This is a genomic window from Bradyrhizobium sp. IC4060, assembly GCF_020193715.1.
Lineage (GTDB): Bacteria > Pseudomonadota > Alphaproteobacteria > Rhizobiales > Xanthobacteraceae > Bradyrhizobium > Bradyrhizobium yuanmingense.
In genome coordinates this window covers 682,522-700,135 of the sequence record NZ_JADYVJ010000001.1, presented here as the reverse complement: position 1 = coordinate 700,135, position 17,614 = coordinate 682,522, and the positions used below count along the sequence as shown (strand labels likewise).

Below are 17,614 nucleotides of genomic sequence, written 5' to 3'. Positions count from 1 at the left end.
GGCGTCAGTGTTGCTTCAATTGACCTCCCTTACGCGATTGCGCCTGCATCAACGGTCAGGGTGGCGCCAGTGATCACGCTTGCCGAAGGGCTGGCCAGAAAGACCACAGCATTCGCGATTTCGCGCGGCTCAGCGAATCGCCCCAGCGATGTAAGACTCTTCTGGACAGCGGAAGTCGGCCCGTCCGCCGGATTGGCATCCGTGTCTACCGACCCGGGTTGGACAAGATTCACGGTGATGCCCCTAGGGCCAAGTTCACGCGACAAGCCGCGCGTAAAGGAGATCAAGGCAGCCTTGGACATCGCATAGGCGGTCACTCCGGGAAACGGGACGCGCTCGCCGAGATCCGATCCGATCGAGATGATGCGACCTCCTGCGGAAAGATGGGGAATGACAGCCTTGGCAAACAGAACTGGCGCTCGCACGTTGACGTCCATCAGAGTTTGGTATTTGGCCACGTCAAGATCAGCGATCAGTCCGTACTGACCGATCGCCGCATTGTTGACGAGGATGTCGAGTCCGCCGAGCCCCGAGACGGCTTCTTGCACGGAGCGTACGATGGCGCCCGGGTCCGCGCTGTCGGCCTGGATTGCGACCGAGCGCCGTCCTGTCGCCTCCACGGACTTGACCACCGCGTTGGCTTGTTCGACCGAACGCTGAAAGGTGAACGCCACGTGCGCGCCGTTCTCAGCCAGCGCCAAGGTAATTGCGGCTCCGATGCCCCGCGCCCCGCCAGTCACCAACGCACGCTTCCCGTCCAGATGGATCATCGTTGTCCTTTTCTTTCATCTTCGAATTTGAGCACGGCCTCATATCAGGCGCCCGATATGCTCCGCCTTGTATGGGCAGGGCGGCTCATCTGGTCCCGTCCAGGCGCGGCCCGTGTCTCTCTGCGACACGGGCCCTTGAGGGCGAAGCCCCTTGGTCGTAGCCTGCTATCGAACTGCTCCCGCAGCTTTCTCGGGGTTGAACCCGTCGAAGCTTTCGAAGACGCCCATGAATCCCGGGACGGTCGCTTCGCGCGCCCAGTCGCGCTGGAGCTCGCAATACATCTGCACCCGGCTGATCAGCTTGGCACCGGCCTGCTCGATGCGGCGCAGCGCCGCCTCATGCGCGGCCAGCGACGTCCCGCCGACCGCGTCGACCGGCACATAGACCTCATAGCCCTCCTGGATCGCGTCCAGCGCCGGGAACGTCAGGCAGGCTTCGGTCCAGAGCGCGGTCATGATCAGCTTGTGGCGGCCGATCGCCTTCACCGCCTGCTTGAACGCTGTGTCCTCCCAGCTGTTGATCGAGGTCCGGTCGTATGTCGGCAGGTGCCCGAGGACGGCCTGCAGTTCCTGAATGGGTGGCTTGTTGCGGCCGGTTGCAACATTGACCGTCGAATGGACGATCGGAAGCTTGTAATGCACGGCCGCCTTGGCGGTGCTCACGATGTTGAACACCAGCTCGTCGCGCGGAATCGAGCGGATCGAGGACACCTGAATCGGCTGATAGTCGATGATGATGAATGCCGCGTTCTGCGGCGTCAGAAGATGGTCGGTCTGCGGATTGCGGATCGGTTCACTGGCCATTGCTGGGCCTCTCTTATCGGTCGGGGTTCTGCGCTGGGAATGGGCCGGAGCCCGGGATCGCGCGGACGAGTGAGCGCACACCCTTCCGCAAGGAAAAGGGGCCGGACCCACACGTGAGTCCGGCCCCACAGTCACGCCGCGGCGGTGACGAAGCGCCCGCTGTTGAGGTCGTCGATGGCTTGGCGGATTTCCGCCTCGCTGTTCATGACGAATGGCCCGTAGCCCACGATCGGCTCGTCGATCGGATCGCCGGTGAGGACCAGCAGCTTCGCCACTCCGTTCGCGTGAATGGCGACATCGCTGCCCTTGCGGTCGAGCAGCAGCATTTCCGCCGCACCCGCGTCCAGACTGCGGCCGACCGTGACATGCCCGGTCAACACCACGATCATCGCGGTATGCCCCTCGGGCAGGTCGAGCGTGAGGTCCGCATCGGCCTTAAGGCTCAGGTCCCACACATTGATCGGCGTGAACGTGCGGGCCGGTCCTTTGATGCCGCGATACGCGCCGGCGATGACCCGCGCCTTCCCCGCACCATGCGGGAGCGAGACGTTGGGAATGTCCGCCTTCGCGATGCCCTGATACCCGCCCGGTGCCATCTTGTCCTTGGCCGGCAGGTTGACCCAGAGCTGCACCATGCGGAGCGGTCCACCCGCCTTGGCAAAGCCCGCCGAGTGATATTCCTCATGGAGAATGCCGCCGGCGGCCGTCATCCATTGCACATCGCCGGGCCCGATCACCCCGCCATTGCCGGCGGAATCACGGTGCTCGACCTCGCCTTCGTAAACGATGGTGACGGTTTCGAAGCCGCGATGGGGATGCTCGCTCACGCCTCGCCGATGCATGGTCGGCGCGAAGGTATACGGTCCCGCATAGTCGAGCAGGAGGAACGGGCTAATATGCGCGCCCAGTGTGTTGTACGAAAAGAGCGAGCGCACTGGAAAACCGTCGCCCACCCAATGCTGCCGGTCATTGCCGTACCGGCCGAGTACCGTCTTGGCCATGTTGCCCTCCTGACGCGGTCGAGCTGCGTCGCTTCACCAACAAAAGACTAAAAGCGCGACGATGAAGCTCAAAGATTGCCATACGGGACGCAGCGTCCTATGCTTAGGACGATGCAGGACTTCAATGACCTCTACTATTTCGCCTCCGTCGTCGAGCATGGGGGCTTCGCGCCGGCGGGCCGTGCCCTCGGGATTCAGAAATCGAAACTGAGCCGCCGTATCCTTCTGCTTGAGGAGCGCCTTGGCGTTCGCCTCCTCAATCGCTCGTCGCGTCGCTTCTCGGTGACCGACATCGGGCAGGACTTTTATGAGCGCTGCGTCGCGATGATCGTCGAAGCCGAGGCGGCCGAGCAGATTGTCGCCGCGGTGCAGGCGGAGCCGCGCGGCGTGGTGCGCATGAGTTGCCCGAGCGGCCTGCTCTCCTTCCAGTTCGGCGAACTGATCGCGCGCTTCATGATGCAGCAGCGCGGCGTGCAGGTGCGGCTGGAGAGCACGAACCGCCGCGTCGATGTGATCGCCGAAGGATTCGACCTCTCGATCCGTGTGCGATTTCCGCCGCTTGAGACCAGCGATCTCGTGATGCGCTGGCTCGATGAAAGCAGCCAGTGTCTCGTGGCTGCATCCTCACTCATCCACGGCACAATAAAATCGCCGGCGGATCTCCACGGCCTTCCCAGCCTCGACCAGGAGCGACCGGATCGGGTCCATGCCTGGGACCTGCACCATGCAGATGGCCTAGCGACCTTGGTGCCGCATACACCGCGCCTGATCACCGACGACATGTCAGTCCTCCGCGATGCGGCGATTGCCGGCGCAGGGGCTGTCCAACTCCCGACCATCTTTGTCGCCGACGACATCAAGGCGGGACGCCTCGTCCACGTCCTTCCTGACTGGAGGCCCCGTTCGGGCATCGTGCACGCCGTATTCCCGTCGCGCCGGGGACTTCTCCCCTCGGTTCGCGCGCTGATCGACTTTTTCGTCCGCGAATGCGCGATCCAACGCGCCCAGGCCGACAAGATCGTCCCGCCAATCGTCAGCGACAGGCTGGATTGAGCGCCGGGCGCCGGCAGTCATCCACGAAGGGCAGCCAGTTCCGGGCGTGTTCCCAGGGTTGATTGCAAGGCGTTCGGGGCATGCATCGCCATCTCACCACACGCGGCGGTTTGCCTCACCTGACATTTGCATTTCCAAGTCGGATCGCCGCGCGCTGTATCGTCCTTGGGCTGGACAACCCAAGGAGATCCGCAAATGCCCTATGTCGATGGTTTCGTTCTCGCCGTGCCGAAGGACAATATCGAGGCCTACAAGGCGCTGGCGACGCAAGCGTGCGCCATCTGGATGGAGCACGGCGCGCTCGACTACGTCGAATGCATCGGCGACGACGTTCCCTATGGCGAGCTCACCTCGTTTCCGCGCGCTGTGATCGCGAAGGAGGACGAGGTCGTGGTGTTCGCCTGGATCGTCTATCGGGACCGCGAGAGCCGCGATGCCATCAACAAGAAGGTGATGGCGGACCCGCGCATCAAGTTCGAGGGCATGCCGTTCGATGGCAAGCGCATGATCTATGGCGGCTTCACGACGCTGCTTCGGGCGAGCGACATCGTGACGTGAGGAAGCCCGCTACTTGATTTTGTCGTAGGCCGCCGCGAAATCGCCGAGCGGCATCGGAATCGCGATCGTCTCCTTGGCCATGTTCTGAAACGAGACCTTCAGCTGCTTGCCCGATCGCAAGGCGGCGAGCAGGTCCGGCGCAACCGGGGTCGAGGCGTAGCAGCCGCGATTCTCGCAGGTCTGGATCTGGAGATCGAACGTCTTGCCTTCGTCGACCTGGAGCTTGGCCCCGACGGGAAGGTTGAGGCCGAGCGGCAATTGCAGAAGCGCGATCGGCGTGCGGGTGTCGGGCGCGATGCGGATGTTGATCAGGACGACGGTCTGGCCCGTCTTGGTCAGCACCGCGTTCTGCTCCATCGCGCATTCGAGCGGCGCGTCGCGGCTTGCGCTGGTGCAGCGGACGATCCAGCCGGGCTCTCCGGAAGCCCCGTCAGCCTGCGTCGGGGCGGGCGCGGGCTGCGCGGCCGGCGCGGGCGCGGCGTTCTTCTTGGCGCCCTGCTGGGCGTGCGCTGCGCCTGCTGACAACAGGACGGCAGCGGCAAGGGCGGCAAGTCTGGATTGCATGGGCATGGGAAACCGCATTTGCGAACCGGGGTCTCGCTGCGCGGCAGGCGCGGCGCAACCTTACTCGGCGGCTTCCTTGACGCTGCCCTGCTCGGGCGTCTCCTCGCCTTCGTCGTCCGAACGGCCCCAGGTCGAGAACCAGTTGTTGAGCTTGTCGAGATAGAGATAGACGACCGGCGTGGTGAACAGCGTCAGCGCCTGGCTGACGATCAGGCCGCCGACCATGGCGTAGCCGAGCGGCTGGCGGATTTCGGCGCCGGTGCCGTGGCCGAGCATGAGGGGCACGCCGCCGAGCAGGGCCGCCATCGTCGTCATCATGATCGGACGGAAGCGCAGCAGCGCGGCCTGACGGATCGATTCCTCCGGTGTCTTGTGCTCGTCGCGCTCGGCGGCAATCGCGAAGTCCACCATCATGATGCCGTTCTTCTTCACGATGCCGATCAGGAGGATGATGCCGATCAGCGCGATCAGGCTGAAGTCGAATCCGGCCGCCATCAGGATCGCGAGCGCGCCGACGCCGGCCGAGGGCAGCGTCGACAGAATCGTGATCGGATGGATGTAGCTCTCGTAGAGAATGCCGAGGATCAGATAGACCACGACCAGCGCGGCGAGGATCAAGAGCGGCACGGTGCCGAGCGACTGCTGGAACGCCTGTGCGGTGCCCTGGAAGCTCGAATTCAGCGTGGGCGGCGTACCGAGCTCCGCCATCGCCTTCTGCACGGCCTCGGTGGCCTGGCCGAGCGCGACGCCTTGCGCGAGATTGAAGCTGATCGTGATCGACGGGAACTGGCCTTGATGGCTGATCGAGAGCGGGCGGACCGGATCGGTGGTCCAGCTCGCGAAGGTCGACAGCGGCACCTGGTCGCCGGTCAACGGCGATTTCACGTAGAGCTTGTTCAGCGTCTCGAGATCGCCTTGCATCTCGGGCAGCACTTCCAGGATCACCTTGTAGGTGTTGAGCTGCGTGAAATATTGCGTGACCTGCCGCTGTCCGAAGGAATCATACAGCGTATCGTCGATCAGCTGGGGCTGGATGCCGTAGCGGGCGGCGGTGTCGCGGTTGATCTTGAGCTGGACCGTTGTGCCCTGCGTCTGCTGGTCGGTCGCGACGTCGCGCAGCTCTGGCAATGTCTGCATCTTGCCAAGGATCTTCGGCGCCCATTCGTTCAGCTCGTCCAGATTGGCGTCTTGCAGCGTGAATTCGAACTGAGTGCGCGTGGGTCGACCGCCGAGCCGCACGTCCTGGGCCGCCTGCATGTAGAGGCGGGCGCCCTGGACCTTGTCGAACTGCGGACGCAGACGCGCGATAATCTGCTGGGCCGAAGCGTCACGCTCATTGCGCGGCTTCAGCGTGATGAACAGGTTGCCGTTGTTGCCGGCACGGCCGCTGCCGCCGATCGACATGGCAACGCTGGCAACGTCGGGATCGGCCAGGATGATCTTCCCGAGTTGCTCCTGGCGTCTCACCATCTCCTTGAACGAGATGTCCTGCGAGGCTTCGGACGTGGCCGTGATCAGGCCGACGTCCTGCTGCGGGAAGAAGCCCTTGGGGATCAGCACGAACAGGTAGATCGACAGGCCGAGCGTGACGAAGAAGATCGCGAGCGTGGTGCGCCGCCAGGCGAGGGCGTGATCGAGCACATATTCGTAGCCGCGCAGCATCGCGTCGAAGGCGCGCTCGCTCCATTGATAGAAGCGGCCGTGCTGCACCTCACCATGGGCGCGCAGGAAGCGTGAGGCCATCATCGGCGTCAGCGTCAGCGATACGAACATCGAAACGAAGATCGTCATCGCCAGCACCACGGCGAATTCGCGGAACAGGCGCCCGATAATGCCGCCCATCAGGAGCAGCGGGATCAGCACCGCGACCAGCGAGATGCTGATGGAGACGATCGTGAAGCCGATTTCCTTGGAGCCCTTGAAGGCGGCCTCCATCGGCGAGTCGCCTTCCTCGATGTAGCGCGTGATGTTCTCGAGCATTACGATGGCGTCGTCGACCACGAAACCGACCGCGATGGTGAGCGCCATCAGCGACAGATTGTCGAGCGAATAGCCGACCGGCCACATCAGGGCGCACGCGCCCAGCAGCGCCAGCGGGACCGTGACGGTAGGAATGACCGTCGCCCAGAAGCTGCGCAGGAAGATGAAGATGACCATGACCACGAGCACAATGGTCAAGAGCAGCGTGAACTGGACGTCCTCGACCGCGGCACGGATGGTCGCGGTGCGGTCGCTGATGAGCTCGATCTTGATCGCGGGCGGGATCGCCGCCACGAGACGAGGGAGGGTCGCCTTGATCCTGTCGACGGTTTCGATGACGTTGGCGCCGGGCTGCTTGAAGATCACCAGGAACACGCCGCGCTTGCCGTTGGCCCACGCCGCCTGCTTGGCGTCTTCGGCAGCGGTGACCGCTTGGCCGATATCGCGGATTCGCAACGGAGCGCCGTTGCGATAGGCGATGATGACGTCGTTCCAGTCCTTCGCGTGAGTGAGCTGGTCGTTGGCGTAGATCGTATAGGCCCGCCTCTCGCCGTCGATATTGCCCTTGGGGCTGTCGACCGTGGTGATCGCGATCTGGCTGCGGATATCCTCCATCGACAAGCCCTTGGCGACCAGCTTTGCGGGATCGACCTGAATGCGGATCGAGGGTTTCTGCTGGCCGCCGATGAAGACCTGGGCGACGCCCGAGAGCTGGCTGATCTGCTGGGCGAGCTGGGTGTCGACGGCATCGCTGACGCTGGTCAGCGGCAGCGTCTCCGACGTCGCCGACAGTAGCAGGATCGGCGCATCGGCGGGGTTGACCTTGCGGTAGGTCGGGGGCGACGGCAGGTTCCTCGGCAACTGGCCGCTGGCCGCGTTGATGGCACCCTGTACGTCGTTGGCGGCGCCGTCGATGTTGCGGTTGAGGTCGAATTGGATGGTGATCGACGCCGTGCCCAGATAGCTCGTCGAGGTCATCTGCGCGATGCCAGGAATCTGGGCGAATTGCCGCTCGAGCGGCTGCGCCACCGACGAAGCCATGGTCTCGGGGCTGCCGCCGGGCAAATTGGCGGTGACCTGAATGGTCGGAAAGTCCACCTGCGGCAGGGGCGCGACCGGGAGCAGGGGATAGGCGACCAGGCCGACGAAGAGAATGCCGGCCATCAGCAGCGAGGTGCCGATGGGATATCGGATGAAAGGCGCCGAAATCCCGCCGCCGATCATTGCTGTCGAACCTTGTTCTGGGTCGGATCCGAGCTTGCTACCGCCGTCGACACCAGGCTTCCGGGCTGCACCTTGAACTGTCCGCCGACGATCACCTGCTGACCGGGGCTCAATCCTTCCTCGATGACCGAATGACCGTCGATGCCATAGCTGACCTTGATCTTGTGCAGTTCGGCCTTGTTGTCCTGGTTGACCGTATAGGCATAGAGTCCGTTGGTGGAGCGCTGGACCGCGTCATCCGGAACGACGGTCGCATCCTTCAGCGTTCGCACCAGGAGCCGCGTCGAGACCGATTGCCCCGGCCACAGCGTTCTTTCCTTGTTGTCGAACACCGCCTTGAGCCGGATCGTGCCGCTGGTCGCGTCGACCTGGTTGTTGATCACCGCGAGCTTGCCCTCGGCCAGCGTCCTCTTGCCGTCGGTGGTGAAGGCGATCACCTTGAGCGCGCCGGCCTTCTGGCCCTCGCTGATATAGGGGAGCTGGTCTTCCGGCGCGGTGAAGATCACGGCGATCGGCTCGACCTGCGAGATCGTGACGATGGCGGTCTGCGACGAAGCGTTGACGATGTTGCCGACGTCGACCTGACGCAGGCCTGCCACGCCGGTGATCGGCGCCTTGATCTGGGTGTAATCGAGCTGGGTCTGGGCGTTGGAGATCGCGGCATCGTCGGCGGCGATCTGGGCGGTGAGCTGAGCGACGGTGGAGCGCTGTGTGTCGACGCGCTGGGCGGTGGCGAATTCGCCGAGCTTCGTGGCGCGCTGGAGCTCGAGATTGGCGTTGGCGAGACTGGCCTCGTCCTGCGCCTTCTTGGCCTTGGCTTGGTCGAGCGTGGCCTGATAGGGGCGGGGATCGATCGAAACCAGGAGATCGCCCTGCTTGACGATCTGGCCTTCCCTAAATTCGAGCTTGTCGATCTGGCCATCCACACGGCTTCGGACCTGGACCGTGTTAAAGCCCTGAACCGTGCCGAGACCAGTGAGATAGACCGGAAAGTCGGTCTTCTGAACCGGCGCAACGCTGACCGGGACGGCGGAGGGGCGAGGCAGGCCTTTTTGTGCGGTCTGGGTTTTTCCCGCCTCGGACGTGCCGAATTTCTGCCAACCATAATAGCCCGCAGAAGCCACGGCCGCGATGATCAGAAGCCAAAGGATCGGCCGGGACTTGTTCATGTCGTCTCGTGTCGGCTCGTATGCCCTCGGCTATGAATATCGGGGCAATCGTACGGTTCCAGCATGATGTATAATACACGCCAACTTCCAGAGTAAACAGCACTATCGGGTGAGAATCCTAAACAATTGGAAAGCTTTGCACCGTGTAGGCAGCTCGTTGGCGCGGCGACGTGCAATGCCGCGTTTTCCCGCCGCGATCGGCCGGCGTGCAAGTCTTGCGCAGCACGCGGAGCAGTGTGCTCGGGACCGATCGGCCCCGCGCCGCGCTACCTTTCGGATCTGCCGCAAGAACGGTTCTAAGTCGCCTCGTAGCCGTTTCGGTTACCATGGATTTCGGCATCGTCCATTTCGGCGCCGCAGCGACGGAGCAAAGCATGGACGAGCTGAACGGCAAGCTGATCGCGTGCCAGATTCTGATCAAGGGGTTGATCGCGCGTGTCGCCAACGAGCAGCGCGATCCCTTGTGCTTCCTCACCGACTTTCGCGACGAGATCAAAGCCGTTGTCAACGGCGCCAACATCGCCGGCATGGACAGCACCGATCGCGTGCGCGCCGTTGCGAAGACCGTCGACGAGTTGCTGTGGCTGATGAAACCCAGAGCGGCGATCGAGTGCCCAGCAATCGATTTGCGTTTAGGACGCATCCTTCGCTCAGAGAGCGGGGCAGTTTAGAATCGTTTTGATCTTGATCTATTCAAGGGTTCTCGCGAACGGCACGCATTGACCCGCAATTGTGTGGCCGATACCAACAGGCGACATTCGTTCGACGCGTGTGAACGACAGGAATTGGAGGGCCTTGTGCTCTATCCTCCAGCACCTCTCGTCGCCCCCGTGACCAGGGGGACGCGGGTTGCGTCTTTCTTCTGGCTTCAGAGCATGATACGGGACGATCAAGCCCGGAGCATGATCTATGGCCTCGACACCGCGATACAGGCGCTGGTGGAACGGCTCGGGCGTGACGATCCCGAAACGGTCAAATTGACGGGTATCTATCACAGTCTCATTCGCTACTGGGCCGAAGTATGAAGACCATCTCCTTTCAAGCAAGCCTTGCCGCAGCCTTGATGCTGGCGTCTGCCTGGCTCGCATCCCCCGTTTCCGCCCAGACGCAGAGCCCGCCGGCACCGGCCCCATCGACGGCTCAGCCGTCCGCTGCCGGGACCGTCCCCCCGGCAGCTGCGCCTGCGGCCTCGACGGCTCCCGCCGTCGTGGGCGCCGCCCCGGTGGCCGCCAATCCCGCGGGTGCGAAGCCCGAGGCTGCGGCCATGAAGGAATTGTCGCCCTGGGTGATGTTCATGTCGGCGGACGTCATCGTGAAGGCGGTGATGATCGGGCTCGCCTTCGCTTCGCTGATGACCTGGACCGTCTTCATCGCCAAGTCGATCGAGCTGTCGGTCGCCTCCGGCAAGCTGCGTGCGGCGTTGAAGAAGATTGCGGAGGCGCGCTCGCTTGCCGAAGCGCAGATGGCGCTCGGCACCAAGGAGGGCATCCTGCCGTCGTTCCTTGCGGCGGCGTTGCGCGAAGCGCGGATGTCGGCTGGCCTGTCCAGCGATGCCGGCATCAAGGAACGCGCCGCCTCGAGCTTTTCCGAGATCGTGCGCGCGGAGCAACGGCGCATCCGGATCGGCATGGGCGTGCTCGCGACCATCGGCTCGACCTCGCCCTTCGTCGGCCTGTTCGGCACGGTCTGGGGCATCATGAACAGCTTCATCGGCATCTCGAAGTCGCAGACCACGAACCTCGCCGTGGTCGCGCCCGGCATCGCCGAGGCGCTGCTCGCCACCGCGATCGGCCTCGTCGCCGCCATTCCCGCCGTCATCATCTACAACCACTTCTCGCGCGTGACGAAAGGCTATCTCGAGCTCGTCAGCCGCGCCTCGGGCGCGGCGGGGCGACTGCTGTCGCGTGATCTCGACCGCAGCCACGGCAGCGTGCATTCGCGCGCGGCGGAGTAGACCATGGCCGTTTCGCTCGCTGACAATGATGACGACGACGATTTCTCGGAAACGCATGACATCAACGTCACGCCGTTCATCGACGTCATCCTGGTGCTGCTGATCATCTTCATGGTCGCCGCGCCGCTGTCCACGGTCGACCTGCCGATCGATCTGCCGTCGTCGAGTGCGACGCCGCAGAAGAAGCCGGACAAGCCGACCTATCTCAGCATCAAGCCCGATCTGACGCTCGCGATCGGGGAGAACGCCGTTCACCGGGCCGAGTTGATCGGAACCCTCGACGGCCTTTCCGAGATGAGCAAGGACAAGTACGTTTTCCTGCGCGCTGATCGCTCGGTGCCCTATGGCGAGTTGATGGGCGTGATGGAGCTCTTGCGCTCGGGCGGCTATACGCGGGTGAAGCTGGTCGCGCTGGAAGGCGCACCGGGGGCGCCTGTGGCAGGCGCCGCCCAGCCTTAAGAAGACGGAACGATGGCGGACGAACCGAGACCATCCCGGAAGCTCTGGATCCTGGCGGCGGCGGCCGCGCTCGCCCTGCATCTCGGCGGTGCTGCGCTCGCGCTGGCGCATTTGCACGGCGACGACGACGGCGATGGTCTCGGCGCGGCCGGAGCCGAGTTCGCCGTCGAGATGGCTTCGCCGGAGGCTCAGGAATCCGATTTGCCGACCGGACCAAACGACTCCGCGGCACAAGAGGAGCGCCCGGAGCTTCCGGAGCAGAAGGCCGAACTGAAGGAGACGGAACTTCCTCAAGATCGACCGCAAGAGGCCGAGGATCCCGATCGCATTGTCAGCGAAAAGGTTGCGAAGAAGGAGCAGGACGACGATCCGAAGGCGGCTGCCGTTGAAACGCCCGCCATGGAGGCTGCCCCAAAGCAGGTTGATATGGCCCGGCAAACGTTCGAGGACGCAACGCGCGAGGCCGAAAAGGCCCTGGCGCCGGTGGTTGGGCTCGGCAAGGACATCCTGAAGATCACGGTGGACTGGAACAAGAAAATCAGTGCGCGTATCAAGCAGCACCAGATCAATCCGGAAGGCAGAGAGAACGCCAATCAGAAGGTCACGGTGAGTTTCGCGCTCAACCGAAAGGGAAATGTGGTCTCGGTCGACGTGATCGCGTCGTCCGGCGACGCCGCCTACGATGCAGCTGCGATCTCGATGGTTCGCAAGGCGGATCCTTTCGAGCCGCCTCCGGTTCAACTGACCGAGGAGCGTTTCGAGCGCACCCTCGAGATCAGCTTCGCCCCTGAGAAATCGAAGAAGACCGCCAACAAGAAGTCGGCTCAACGCCAGTAGAGCCGGATCCCGACATAGACCACCACCAGGCAGGCGAAGATCAGCGCCACGGGCAGGGGCCGTTTCTGGGCTCCGCTGGCCGCGCCTGTCCCGAAGAAACCTGCGCTTTTCGGCTTCGGCGCCGGGCGCCGGAAAGCGGTAACATTATCCGCTGCCGGCTCGGCCTCGCGCGGACGGACGTCGGGCGGCTTTCCAGCGCCACCCATCTCGACGTAATAGGCCTTGTAGATCGCACCGATGGTGGCCTCGGTGGCTTCGCCTTCGCTCATCTGCGCCAGCAGGTTCCTGTAGCTGCTCAGGAACTCCTGGGCCTCCGGAGGCAGCGCGGACGCCCCATTGAGCTTAGCCATCATCTTCCAGGTGGCAAAATCGGCGCGGGCACGGGTGTCGGCGCGTCGCGCGATCAGCATATCGGCAGCTTTGACCAAGTCGGCCTCTGGCCTTTCGGCTCGTGTTCGGGTGTTCCGGTTCAACTACGCATTGCCGGTCAGGAAGAGAACAGCCTGAATCACATAACCGGTCAACGTCCGCAGTATTGCTGAAATAACATCAAGATTTAGACCTAACTGCGAGCCCGCCAGCGGCAGCAGGATCAAGAGCCCGATCAGGATCAACATACCGAACGGCTCGAGCCGGGCGAGCGGCAAGGCCAGGGGGCGCGGCAGCAGCCCGACCGCGACGCGGCCGCCGTCCAGCGGCGGGATCGGCATCATGTTGAAGACGGCCAGGATGGCGTTGATGATGAGGGCATTCTTGAGGTTGTCGGCAACCCATTTCGCCGCGCTCGCGGGCACCAGCGGCAGGGCATGGAAGGCGAGGGCGGTGGCGAGCGCCAGCAGGATGTTGGTGGCGGGTCCGGCCAGCGCTACCCAGACCATGTCGAGCCTGGGATTGTTCAGCTTGCGGAAGTTTACCGGCACCGGCTTGGCGTAGCCGAACAGGAACGGCGAATGCGCGAACAGCAGCATCGCCGGCAGGATGACGGTGCCGAACGGGTCGATATGCCTGATAGGATTGAAGCTGACGCGGCCGAGCTGCGCGGCCGTATTGTCCCCGAGCCGGTCCGCGACGAAGGCATGCGCGGCCTCATGGAAGGTGATGGCGAGCACGAGGGGAAGCACCCACACCGACAGGTCGTACAAGGAAATGTTCACAGCTCATCCATTTCGGTTAGCTAGCGGCCTTGCAACCGTCCTGACCAAACCGGCGCAGCAACGCTTCGGCTCAACATAGGGCGGCCGGTTCCGAATTGCCACGCTGCAGATGGATGCTTCGGCCGGCCGCCGTGCAGTCGCGCAAAGTCACGCCGGGATCGTCCCGGGATATTGCACCAAGCCGTCGTCGAGCTTCACCCAGGCGAGCTTTTCCGACACCCAGATGTGCTCGGTCGGCGCAAAGGCGTTACGATCATCGAAGGTGGCGAGCGCAACGCCCGCTAGCGTGCCGTTGCGGCGCCAGGCGAAAAGCCGCGTGCCGCAGCGCTTGCAGAACACGCGATCGATATTCTCCGAGGAGGCGTAGCGTGCAGTCTCGCCGTCGACGCTCAGCGCACGCTGGTCGAACTGCGCGCGGGCGAAATAGGGCGAACCCATCGCCTTTTGGCAGATGCGGCAATGGCAGATGCGGACGTTGAGCGGCTCGCCCTCCGCCTTGAACCGTACCGCGCCGCACAGGCAGCCGCCTTTCCGGATCATGATGTCCTCAATAGGTCGCCCGCCCACCGGAAATATCAAACACCGCGCCGGTCGAGAACGCGCAGTCCTCCGACGCGAGCCAGCTCACCATCGCGGCGAGCTCTTCCACCAGCACGAAGCGCCCCTTCGGGATCTTCGACAACATGAAGTCGATATGCTGCTGCGTCATCTGGTCGAAGATCGCGGTCTTCGCCGCCGCCGGTGTCACCGCGTTGACGAGGATGTCATGGGCGGCGAGCTCCTTGCCGAGCGACTTCGTCAGCGCGATCAGGCCGGCCTTGGACGCCGAATAATGCGCGGCGTTCGGGTTGCCTTCCTTGCCTGCGATCGAGGCGATGTTCACGATCCGCCCGTATTTCTGCTTGAGCATTTCGGGCACGATCGCCTTGGAGACGATGAAGGGGCCGTCGAGGTTGATGCGCAGCACCTTCCGCCATTCCTCCAGGTCCGTCTCCCACACCGGCTTGTTGACCCCGGCGATGCCGGCGTTGTTGACGAGAATGTCGATCTTGCCGAAGGCCTTGAGCGTCGCATCGCGTGCCTGCTCGACGGCCGCCGTGTCGGTGACGTCGACCTTGAAGACATTCGTTTCGCCGCCGATCTCCTTTGCCGTCTTCTCGGCCAGCGCGGCGTCAAAGTCCCAGATCGCGACCTTGGCGCCGGAGGCGACGAAGCGCTCGGTGATGGCGCGGCCAAAGCCCTGCGCGCCGCCAGTGACGATAGCGATGCGGCCGTTGAGATCGATCTTATTCATGCCGGAGGCCTTCCTGCGTCAGAGCATGTAGCCGCCGTCGACGACGAGATCGACGCCGGTGGTGAAGGCGCTCTCGTCGCTGCCGAGATAGACCGCCATCGCGGCGATCTCCTCGGCGGTGCCGAGCCGGCCCATCTTCTGGCGCGAGATGAACATCTCCTTGCCCTGCGGGCCCTGGGCTGCCGCGCGGTCGAGCATCGAAGGCGTCTCGACGGTGCCGGGACAGATCGAGTTGCAGCGGATGCCCTTGGTGATGAAGTCGAGCGCGACCGCGCGCGACAGCAGCGACACCGCCGCCTTCGACGAGCTGTAGACGTAGCGGTTCGCCGGCGGCCGCAAGGCCGCGCAGGACGAGATGTTGACGATGCTGCCGCCGCCGCCGGCGATCATGTCGGGCAGGAAGGCCTTGATGGTCCGGTGCATCGACTTGACGTTCAGGTCGAACGAGAAATCGAAATCCTCTTCCGAGCACTCCAGGATGGTGCCGTGGTGCACGAAGCCGGCGGCGTTGAGCAGGATGTCGATCTTGCCGACGCGCTTGGCGAAGGCGTTGACGTCGGCGGTGTTGCGGACGTCGAGCTTTGCGACCTCGGCGATGCCTTCCTTCGTCAGGCTCGCGATGCCGGCTTCGTTGATGTCGGTGGCGATGACGGTTGCGCCTTCACGCGCGAACGCGATGGCGCAAGCGCGCCCAATGCCTGCCGCGGCAGCCGTGACGACGGCGCGCTTTCCCTTTAGGCGGTCTGCCATGTTGTTTCTCCTGCGAATTTTCCTTCGTCATTCCGGGGCGCGCCTCTTGGCGCGAACCCGGAATCCATCGCGCCACAGCGTCGGTGGATGAATGGATTCCGGGCTCGCGACTGCGTCGCGCCCCGGAATGACCGTGTCAGTGATTGTCCCGCGCCACACCGAACGTACCGGCGACGTTCTGGTAGCGCGTGGCGAGCTCCATGCAGGCGCCGGTCGATTGCTGGCCGACGGTGTTGCGATAGATCTCCTGCCACGGCGTCTGGTTCGGCGGATGCTTGAAGCCGCCGCTGGCCTTGAGCTCGGCATGGCGCTTCTTCAGCTCCTCGTCCGAGATCAGGATGTTGGCGCTGCCCTTGTTGAGGTCGATGCGGACCTTGTCGCCGGTCTTGAGGACGGCAAGCCCGCCATTGGCGGCCGCTTCAGGCGAGGCGTTGAGGATCGAGGGCGAGCCAGAAGTGCCGGACTGGCGACCGTCGCCGATGCAGGGCAGGGACAGGATGCCGCGTTTGATCAGCGCCGCCGGCGGCTGCATGTTCACAACCTCGGCGCCACCGGGGTAGCCGATCGGGCCGGTGCCGCGGATGAACAGCACGCAGCGCTCGTCGATGTCGAGCGAGGGATCGTCGATCCGCTCGTGATAATCCTCCGGCCCCTCGAACACGATGGCGCGGCCCTCGAAGGCATTGAGGTCCTTCGGGTTGCTGAGGTAGCGGTCGCGGAATTCCTTGGAGATCACGCTTGTCTTCATGATCGCGGAATCGAACAGATTGCCCTTCAGCACCAGGAAGCCGGCGTCCTTCACCAGCGGCTTGTCGTAAGCCCAGATCACGTCGTTGTCGGGAGCGGGCGCGTTCTTGCAGTTCTCGCCGATGCCGCGGCCGTTGACCGTGACCGCGTCCTCATGGATGCGCTTGTGCTTCATCAATTCGCGCACCACGGCGGGCACGCCGCCGGCGCGGTGAAATTCCTCGCCGAGATAGAAGCCGGCCGGCTGCATGTTGACCAGGAGCGGCACGTCGTGGCCGAACTTCTGCCAGTCCTCGATCGACAGCTCGACGCCGATATGGCGGGCGAGGGCGTTGATGTGGATCGGCGCGTTGGTCGAGCCGCCGATCGCCGAATTGATCACGATGCAGTTCTCGAACGCCTTGCGGGTCAGGATGTCGGAAGGCTTCAAATCCTCCCAGACCATCTCGACGATGCGTTTTCCGGTCTCGTAAGCGATCTGGCCGCGCTCGCGATAGGGCGCCGGGATCGCCGCGCAGCCCGGCAGCGAGAAGCCGAGCGCTTCGGCAAGCCCGTTCATGGTCGAGGCCGTCCCCATGGTGTTGCAATGGCCGACCGAGGGCGCCGAGGAGGCCACGATCTCCATGAACTCTTCATAGTCGATCTCGCCGGCCGCGAGCCGCTCGCGCGATTTCCAGACGATGGTGCCGGAGCCGGTGCGCTCGCCATTGTGCCAGCCGTTCAGCATCGGGCCGCCCGACAGCACGATCGCAGGCAGGTTCACCGTCGCCGCCGCCATCATGCAGGCCGGCGTGGTCTTGTCGCAGCCGGTGGTCAGCACCACGCCGTCGAGCGGATAGCCGTAGAGAATTTCGACGAGGCCGAGATAAGCGAGGTTACGGTCGAGCGCCGCGGTCGGTCGCTTGCCGGTCTCCTGAATGGGATGGGTCGGGAATTCCATCGCGATGCCGCCGGCCTCGCGGATGCCTTCGCGGACGCGGTGCGCGAGCTCGAGATGATGGCGGTTGCAGGGGGACAGATCGTTGCCGGTCTGCGCGATGCCGATGATCGGCTTGCCGGATTGCAGCTCGGCGCGGGTGAGGCCGTAATTCAGGTAACGCTCCATGTAGAGCGCGGTCATGCCCGGATTGTGCGGGTTGTTGAACCATTCCTGCGAGCGAAGATGGCGGCGGGTACCGTTGCTGCCGGCGGCATGCCCGTTGGTTGGTTTCTTTGTCATTGGTTTCTCCTGCAATGCAAACGCGACTACCGTCCGTCTCATGGTGTCGGCATGTGCGGTGCCCAACGGCGCGCGCG

At 63.9% G+C, this 17,614-nt stretch carries 18 protein-coding genes and 1 pseudogene; 7 read left to right on the top strand and 12 right to left on the bottom strand.

Translation table 11 applies throughout. The features are described from left to right. Nucleotides 1-29 precede the first annotated feature (29 nt). The 3 genes from I6F16_RS03455 to I6F16_RS03445 form a co-directional block, all read right to left on the bottom strand. Nucleotides 30-770: an SDR family oxidoreductase gene (locus tag I6F16_RS03455; RefSeq protein WP_225112188.1), complete on the bottom strand. Its 741-nt coding sequence runs from the start codon at nucleotides 768-770 to the stop codon at nucleotides 30-32. Nucleotides 771-935: 165 nt separating this feature from the next. Beyond that, entirely contained in the window at nucleotides 936-1,574 is a 639-nt protein-coding gene (locus I6F16_RS03450) for a hydrolase (protein ID WP_225112189.1), read from the bottom strand. A gap of 131 nt (nucleotides 1,575-1,705) precedes the next feature. Then, a complete protein-coding gene (locus I6F16_RS03445) occupies nucleotides 1,706-2,575 on the bottom strand; it encodes a pirin family protein (RefSeq protein WP_225112190.1) in 870 nt (289 codons plus the stop codon). A 111-nt stretch (nucleotides 2,576-2,686) separates the two neighbouring features. On the opposite strand from I6F16_RS03445, the gene I6F16_RS03440 reads away from it, so the two are divergent. Together I6F16_RS03440 and I6F16_RS03435 are read left to right on the top strand one after the other, a co-directional pair. Further along, on the top strand, nucleotides 2,687-3,628 hold the full coding sequence (locus I6F16_RS03440) for a LysR substrate-binding domain-containing protein (protein ID WP_225112276.1): 942 nt from the start codon (nucleotides 2,687-2,689) through the stop codon (nucleotides 3,626-3,628). A 195-nt stretch (nucleotides 3,629-3,823) separates the two neighbouring features. Beyond that, nucleotides 3,824-4,186 (top strand): DUF1428 family protein, encoded by a 363-nt coding sequence (locus I6F16_RS03435; protein WP_036001227.1) that lies wholly within the window; start codon nucleotides 3,824-3,826, stop codon nucleotides 4,184-4,186. 9 nt (nucleotides 4,187-4,195) lie between these two features. On the opposite strand, the gene I6F16_RS03430 is transcribed toward I6F16_RS03435, so the two are convergent. From I6F16_RS03430 to I6F16_RS03420, 3 genes are read right to left on the bottom strand one after another with little or no spacing between them, the layout of a single operon-like run. Further along, entirely contained in the window at nucleotides 4,196-4,756 is a 561-nt protein-coding gene (locus I6F16_RS03430; RefSeq protein WP_192893240.1) for an invasion associated locus B family protein, read from the bottom strand. Nucleotides 4,757-4,810: 54 nt separating this feature from the next. Then, nucleotides 4,811-7,954 carry a multidrug efflux RND transporter permease subunit gene (locus I6F16_RS03425; RefSeq protein ID WP_225112191.1) on the bottom strand — a complete coding sequence of 1,048 codons (3,144 nt, stop codon included), beginning with the start codon at nucleotides 7,952-7,954 and terminating at the stop codon, nucleotides 4,811-4,813. Beyond that, nucleotides 7,951-9,123, bottom strand: coding sequence for an efflux RND transporter periplasmic adaptor subunit (locus I6F16_RS03420; protein WP_225112192.1), 1,173 nt, complete (start codon nucleotides 9,121-9,123; stop codon nucleotides 7,951-7,953). Before I6F16_RS03420 ends, I6F16_RS03425 begins: the two co-directional genes overlap by 4 nt. A gap of 374 nt (nucleotides 9,124-9,497) precedes the next feature. Between I6F16_RS03420 and I6F16_RS03415 the strand changes: the two genes are divergently transcribed. From I6F16_RS03415 to I6F16_RS03395, 5 genes and pseudogenes are all read left to right on the top strand, one after another. Next, nucleotides 9,498-9,794 (top strand): hypothetical protein, encoded by a 297-nt coding sequence (locus I6F16_RS03415; RefSeq protein WP_225112277.1) that lies wholly within the window; start codon nucleotides 9,498-9,500, stop codon nucleotides 9,792-9,794. A 126-nt stretch (nucleotides 9,795-9,920) separates the two neighbouring features. Then, nucleotides 9,921-10,148: pseudogene (locus tag I6F16_RS03410) on the top strand (PKHD-type hydroxylase); the annotation flags it as partial. After that, entirely contained in the window at nucleotides 10,145-11,077 is a 933-nt protein-coding gene (gene exbB, locus I6F16_RS03405; protein WP_225112193.1) for a tonB-system energizer ExbB, read from the top strand. The pseudogene I6F16_RS03410 and the gene exbB, both read left to right, overlap by 4 nt. A 3-nt stretch (nucleotides 11,078-11,080) precedes the next feature. Continuing rightward, nucleotides 11,081-11,536, top strand: coding sequence for a TonB system transport protein ExbD (gene exbD / locus I6F16_RS03400; RefSeq protein ID WP_225112194.1), 456 nt, complete (start codon nucleotides 11,081-11,083; stop codon nucleotides 11,534-11,536). 12 nt (nucleotides 11,537-11,548) lie between these two features. Then, nucleotides 11,549-12,373 (top strand): TonB family protein, encoded by an 825-nt coding sequence (locus tag I6F16_RS03395; RefSeq protein ID WP_036001198.1) that lies wholly within the window; start codon nucleotides 11,549-11,551, stop codon nucleotides 12,371-12,373. On the opposite strand, the gene I6F16_RS03390 is transcribed toward I6F16_RS03395, so the two are convergent. The 6 genes from I6F16_RS03390 to I6F16_RS03365 form a co-directional block, all read right to left on the bottom strand. Next, on the bottom strand, nucleotides 12,361-12,783 hold the full coding sequence (locus tag I6F16_RS03390; RefSeq protein ID WP_036001196.1) for a hypothetical protein: 423 nt from the start codon (nucleotides 12,781-12,783) through the stop codon (nucleotides 12,361-12,363). The two genes, I6F16_RS03395 and I6F16_RS03390, sit on opposite strands and share 13 nt — an antisense overlap. A gap of 63 nt (nucleotides 12,784-12,846) precedes the next feature. After that, nucleotides 12,847-13,527: a site-2 protease family protein gene (locus I6F16_RS03385; RefSeq protein ID WP_036022448.1), complete on the bottom strand. Its 681-nt coding sequence runs from the start codon at nucleotides 13,525-13,527 to the stop codon at nucleotides 12,847-12,849. 147 nt (nucleotides 13,528-13,674) lie between these two features. Beyond that, nucleotides 13,675-14,067 carry a GFA family protein gene (locus tag I6F16_RS03380; RefSeq protein WP_225173444.1) on the bottom strand — a complete coding sequence of 131 codons (393 nt, stop codon included), beginning with the start codon at nucleotides 14,065-14,067 and terminating at the stop codon, nucleotides 13,675-13,677. A gap of 7 nt (nucleotides 14,068-14,074) precedes the next feature. Beyond that, on the bottom strand, nucleotides 14,075-14,821 hold the full coding sequence (locus tag I6F16_RS03375; RefSeq protein ID WP_057028884.1) for an SDR family NAD(P)-dependent oxidoreductase: 747 nt from the start codon (nucleotides 14,819-14,821) through the stop codon (nucleotides 14,075-14,077). Between the two features lie 18 nt (nucleotides 14,822-14,839). Further along, entirely contained in the window at nucleotides 14,840-15,571 is a 732-nt protein-coding gene (locus I6F16_RS03370; protein ID WP_036001186.1) for an SDR family oxidoreductase, read from the bottom strand. A gap of 136 nt (nucleotides 15,572-15,707) precedes the next feature. Next, nucleotides 15,708-17,537, bottom strand: coding sequence for an IlvD/Edd family dehydratase (locus I6F16_RS03365; protein WP_036001184.1), 1,830 nt, complete (start codon nucleotides 17,535-17,537; stop codon nucleotides 15,708-15,710). Nucleotides 17,538-17,614 lie beyond the last annotated feature (77 nt).

Excerpts from the sequence above, each read along its gene's own strand:
- I6F16_RS03445 (WP_225112190.1), bottom strand. The coding sequence starts at position 2,575 with ATGGCCAAGACGGTACTCGGCCGGTACGGCAATGACCGGCAGCATTGG.
- I6F16_RS03380 (WP_225173444.1), bottom strand. The coding sequence starts at position 14,067 with ATGATCCGGAAAGGCGGCTGCCTGTGCGGCGCGGTACGGTTCAAGGCG.
- I6F16_RS03370 (WP_036001186.1), bottom strand. The coding sequence starts at position 15,571 with ATGGCAGACCGCCTAAAGGGAAAGCGCGCCGTCGTCACGGCTGCCGCG.
- I6F16_RS03455 (WP_225112188.1), bottom strand. The coding sequence starts at position 770 with ATGATCCATCTGGACGGGAAGCGTGCGTTGGTGACTGGCGGGGCGCGG.
- I6F16_RS03435 (WP_036001227.1), top strand. The coding sequence starts at position 3,824 with ATGCCCTATGTCGATGGTTTCGTTCTCGCCGTGCCGAAGGACAATATC.
- I6F16_RS03365 (WP_036001184.1), bottom strand. The coding sequence starts at position 17,537 with ATGACAAAGAAACCAACCAACGGGCATGCCGCCGGCAGCAACGGTACC.
- I6F16_RS03390 (WP_036001196.1), bottom strand. The coding sequence starts at position 12,783 with ATGCTGATCGCGCGACGCGCCGACACCCGTGCCCGCGCCGATTTTGCC.
- I6F16_RS03440 (WP_225112276.1), top strand. The coding sequence starts at position 2,687 with ATGCAGGACTTCAATGACCTCTACTATTTCGCCTCCGTCGTCGAGCAT.
- I6F16_RS03415 (WP_225112277.1), top strand. The coding sequence starts at position 9,498 with ATGGACGAGCTGAACGGCAAGCTGATCGCGTGCCAGATTCTGATCAAG.
- I6F16_RS03450 (WP_225112189.1), bottom strand. The coding sequence starts at position 1,574 with ATGGCCAGTGAACCGATCCGCAATCCGCAGACCGACCATCTTCTGACG.
- exbB (WP_225112193.1), top strand. The coding sequence starts at position 10,145 with ATGAAGACCATCTCCTTTCAAGCAAGCCTTGCCGCAGCCTTGATGCTG.
- I6F16_RS03420 (WP_225112192.1), bottom strand. The coding sequence starts at position 9,123 with ATGAACAAGTCCCGGCCGATCCTTTGGCTTCTGATCATCGCGGCCGTG.
- I6F16_RS03395 (WP_036001198.1), top strand. The coding sequence starts at position 11,549 with ATGGCGGACGAACCGAGACCATCCCGGAAGCTCTGGATCCTGGCGGCG.
- I6F16_RS03425 (WP_225112191.1), bottom strand. The coding sequence starts at position 7,954 with ATGATCGGCGGCGGGATTTCGGCGCCTTTCATCCGATATCCCATCGGC.
- I6F16_RS03375 (WP_057028884.1), bottom strand. The coding sequence starts at position 14,821 with ATGAATAAGATCGATCTCAACGGCCGCATCGCTATCGTCACTGGCGGC.
- I6F16_RS03430 (WP_192893240.1), bottom strand. The coding sequence starts at position 4,756 with ATGCCCATGCAATCCAGACTTGCCGCCCTTGCCGCTGCCGTCCTGTTG.
- exbD (WP_225112194.1), top strand. The coding sequence starts at position 11,081 with ATGGCCGTTTCGCTCGCTGACAATGATGACGACGACGATTTCTCGGAA.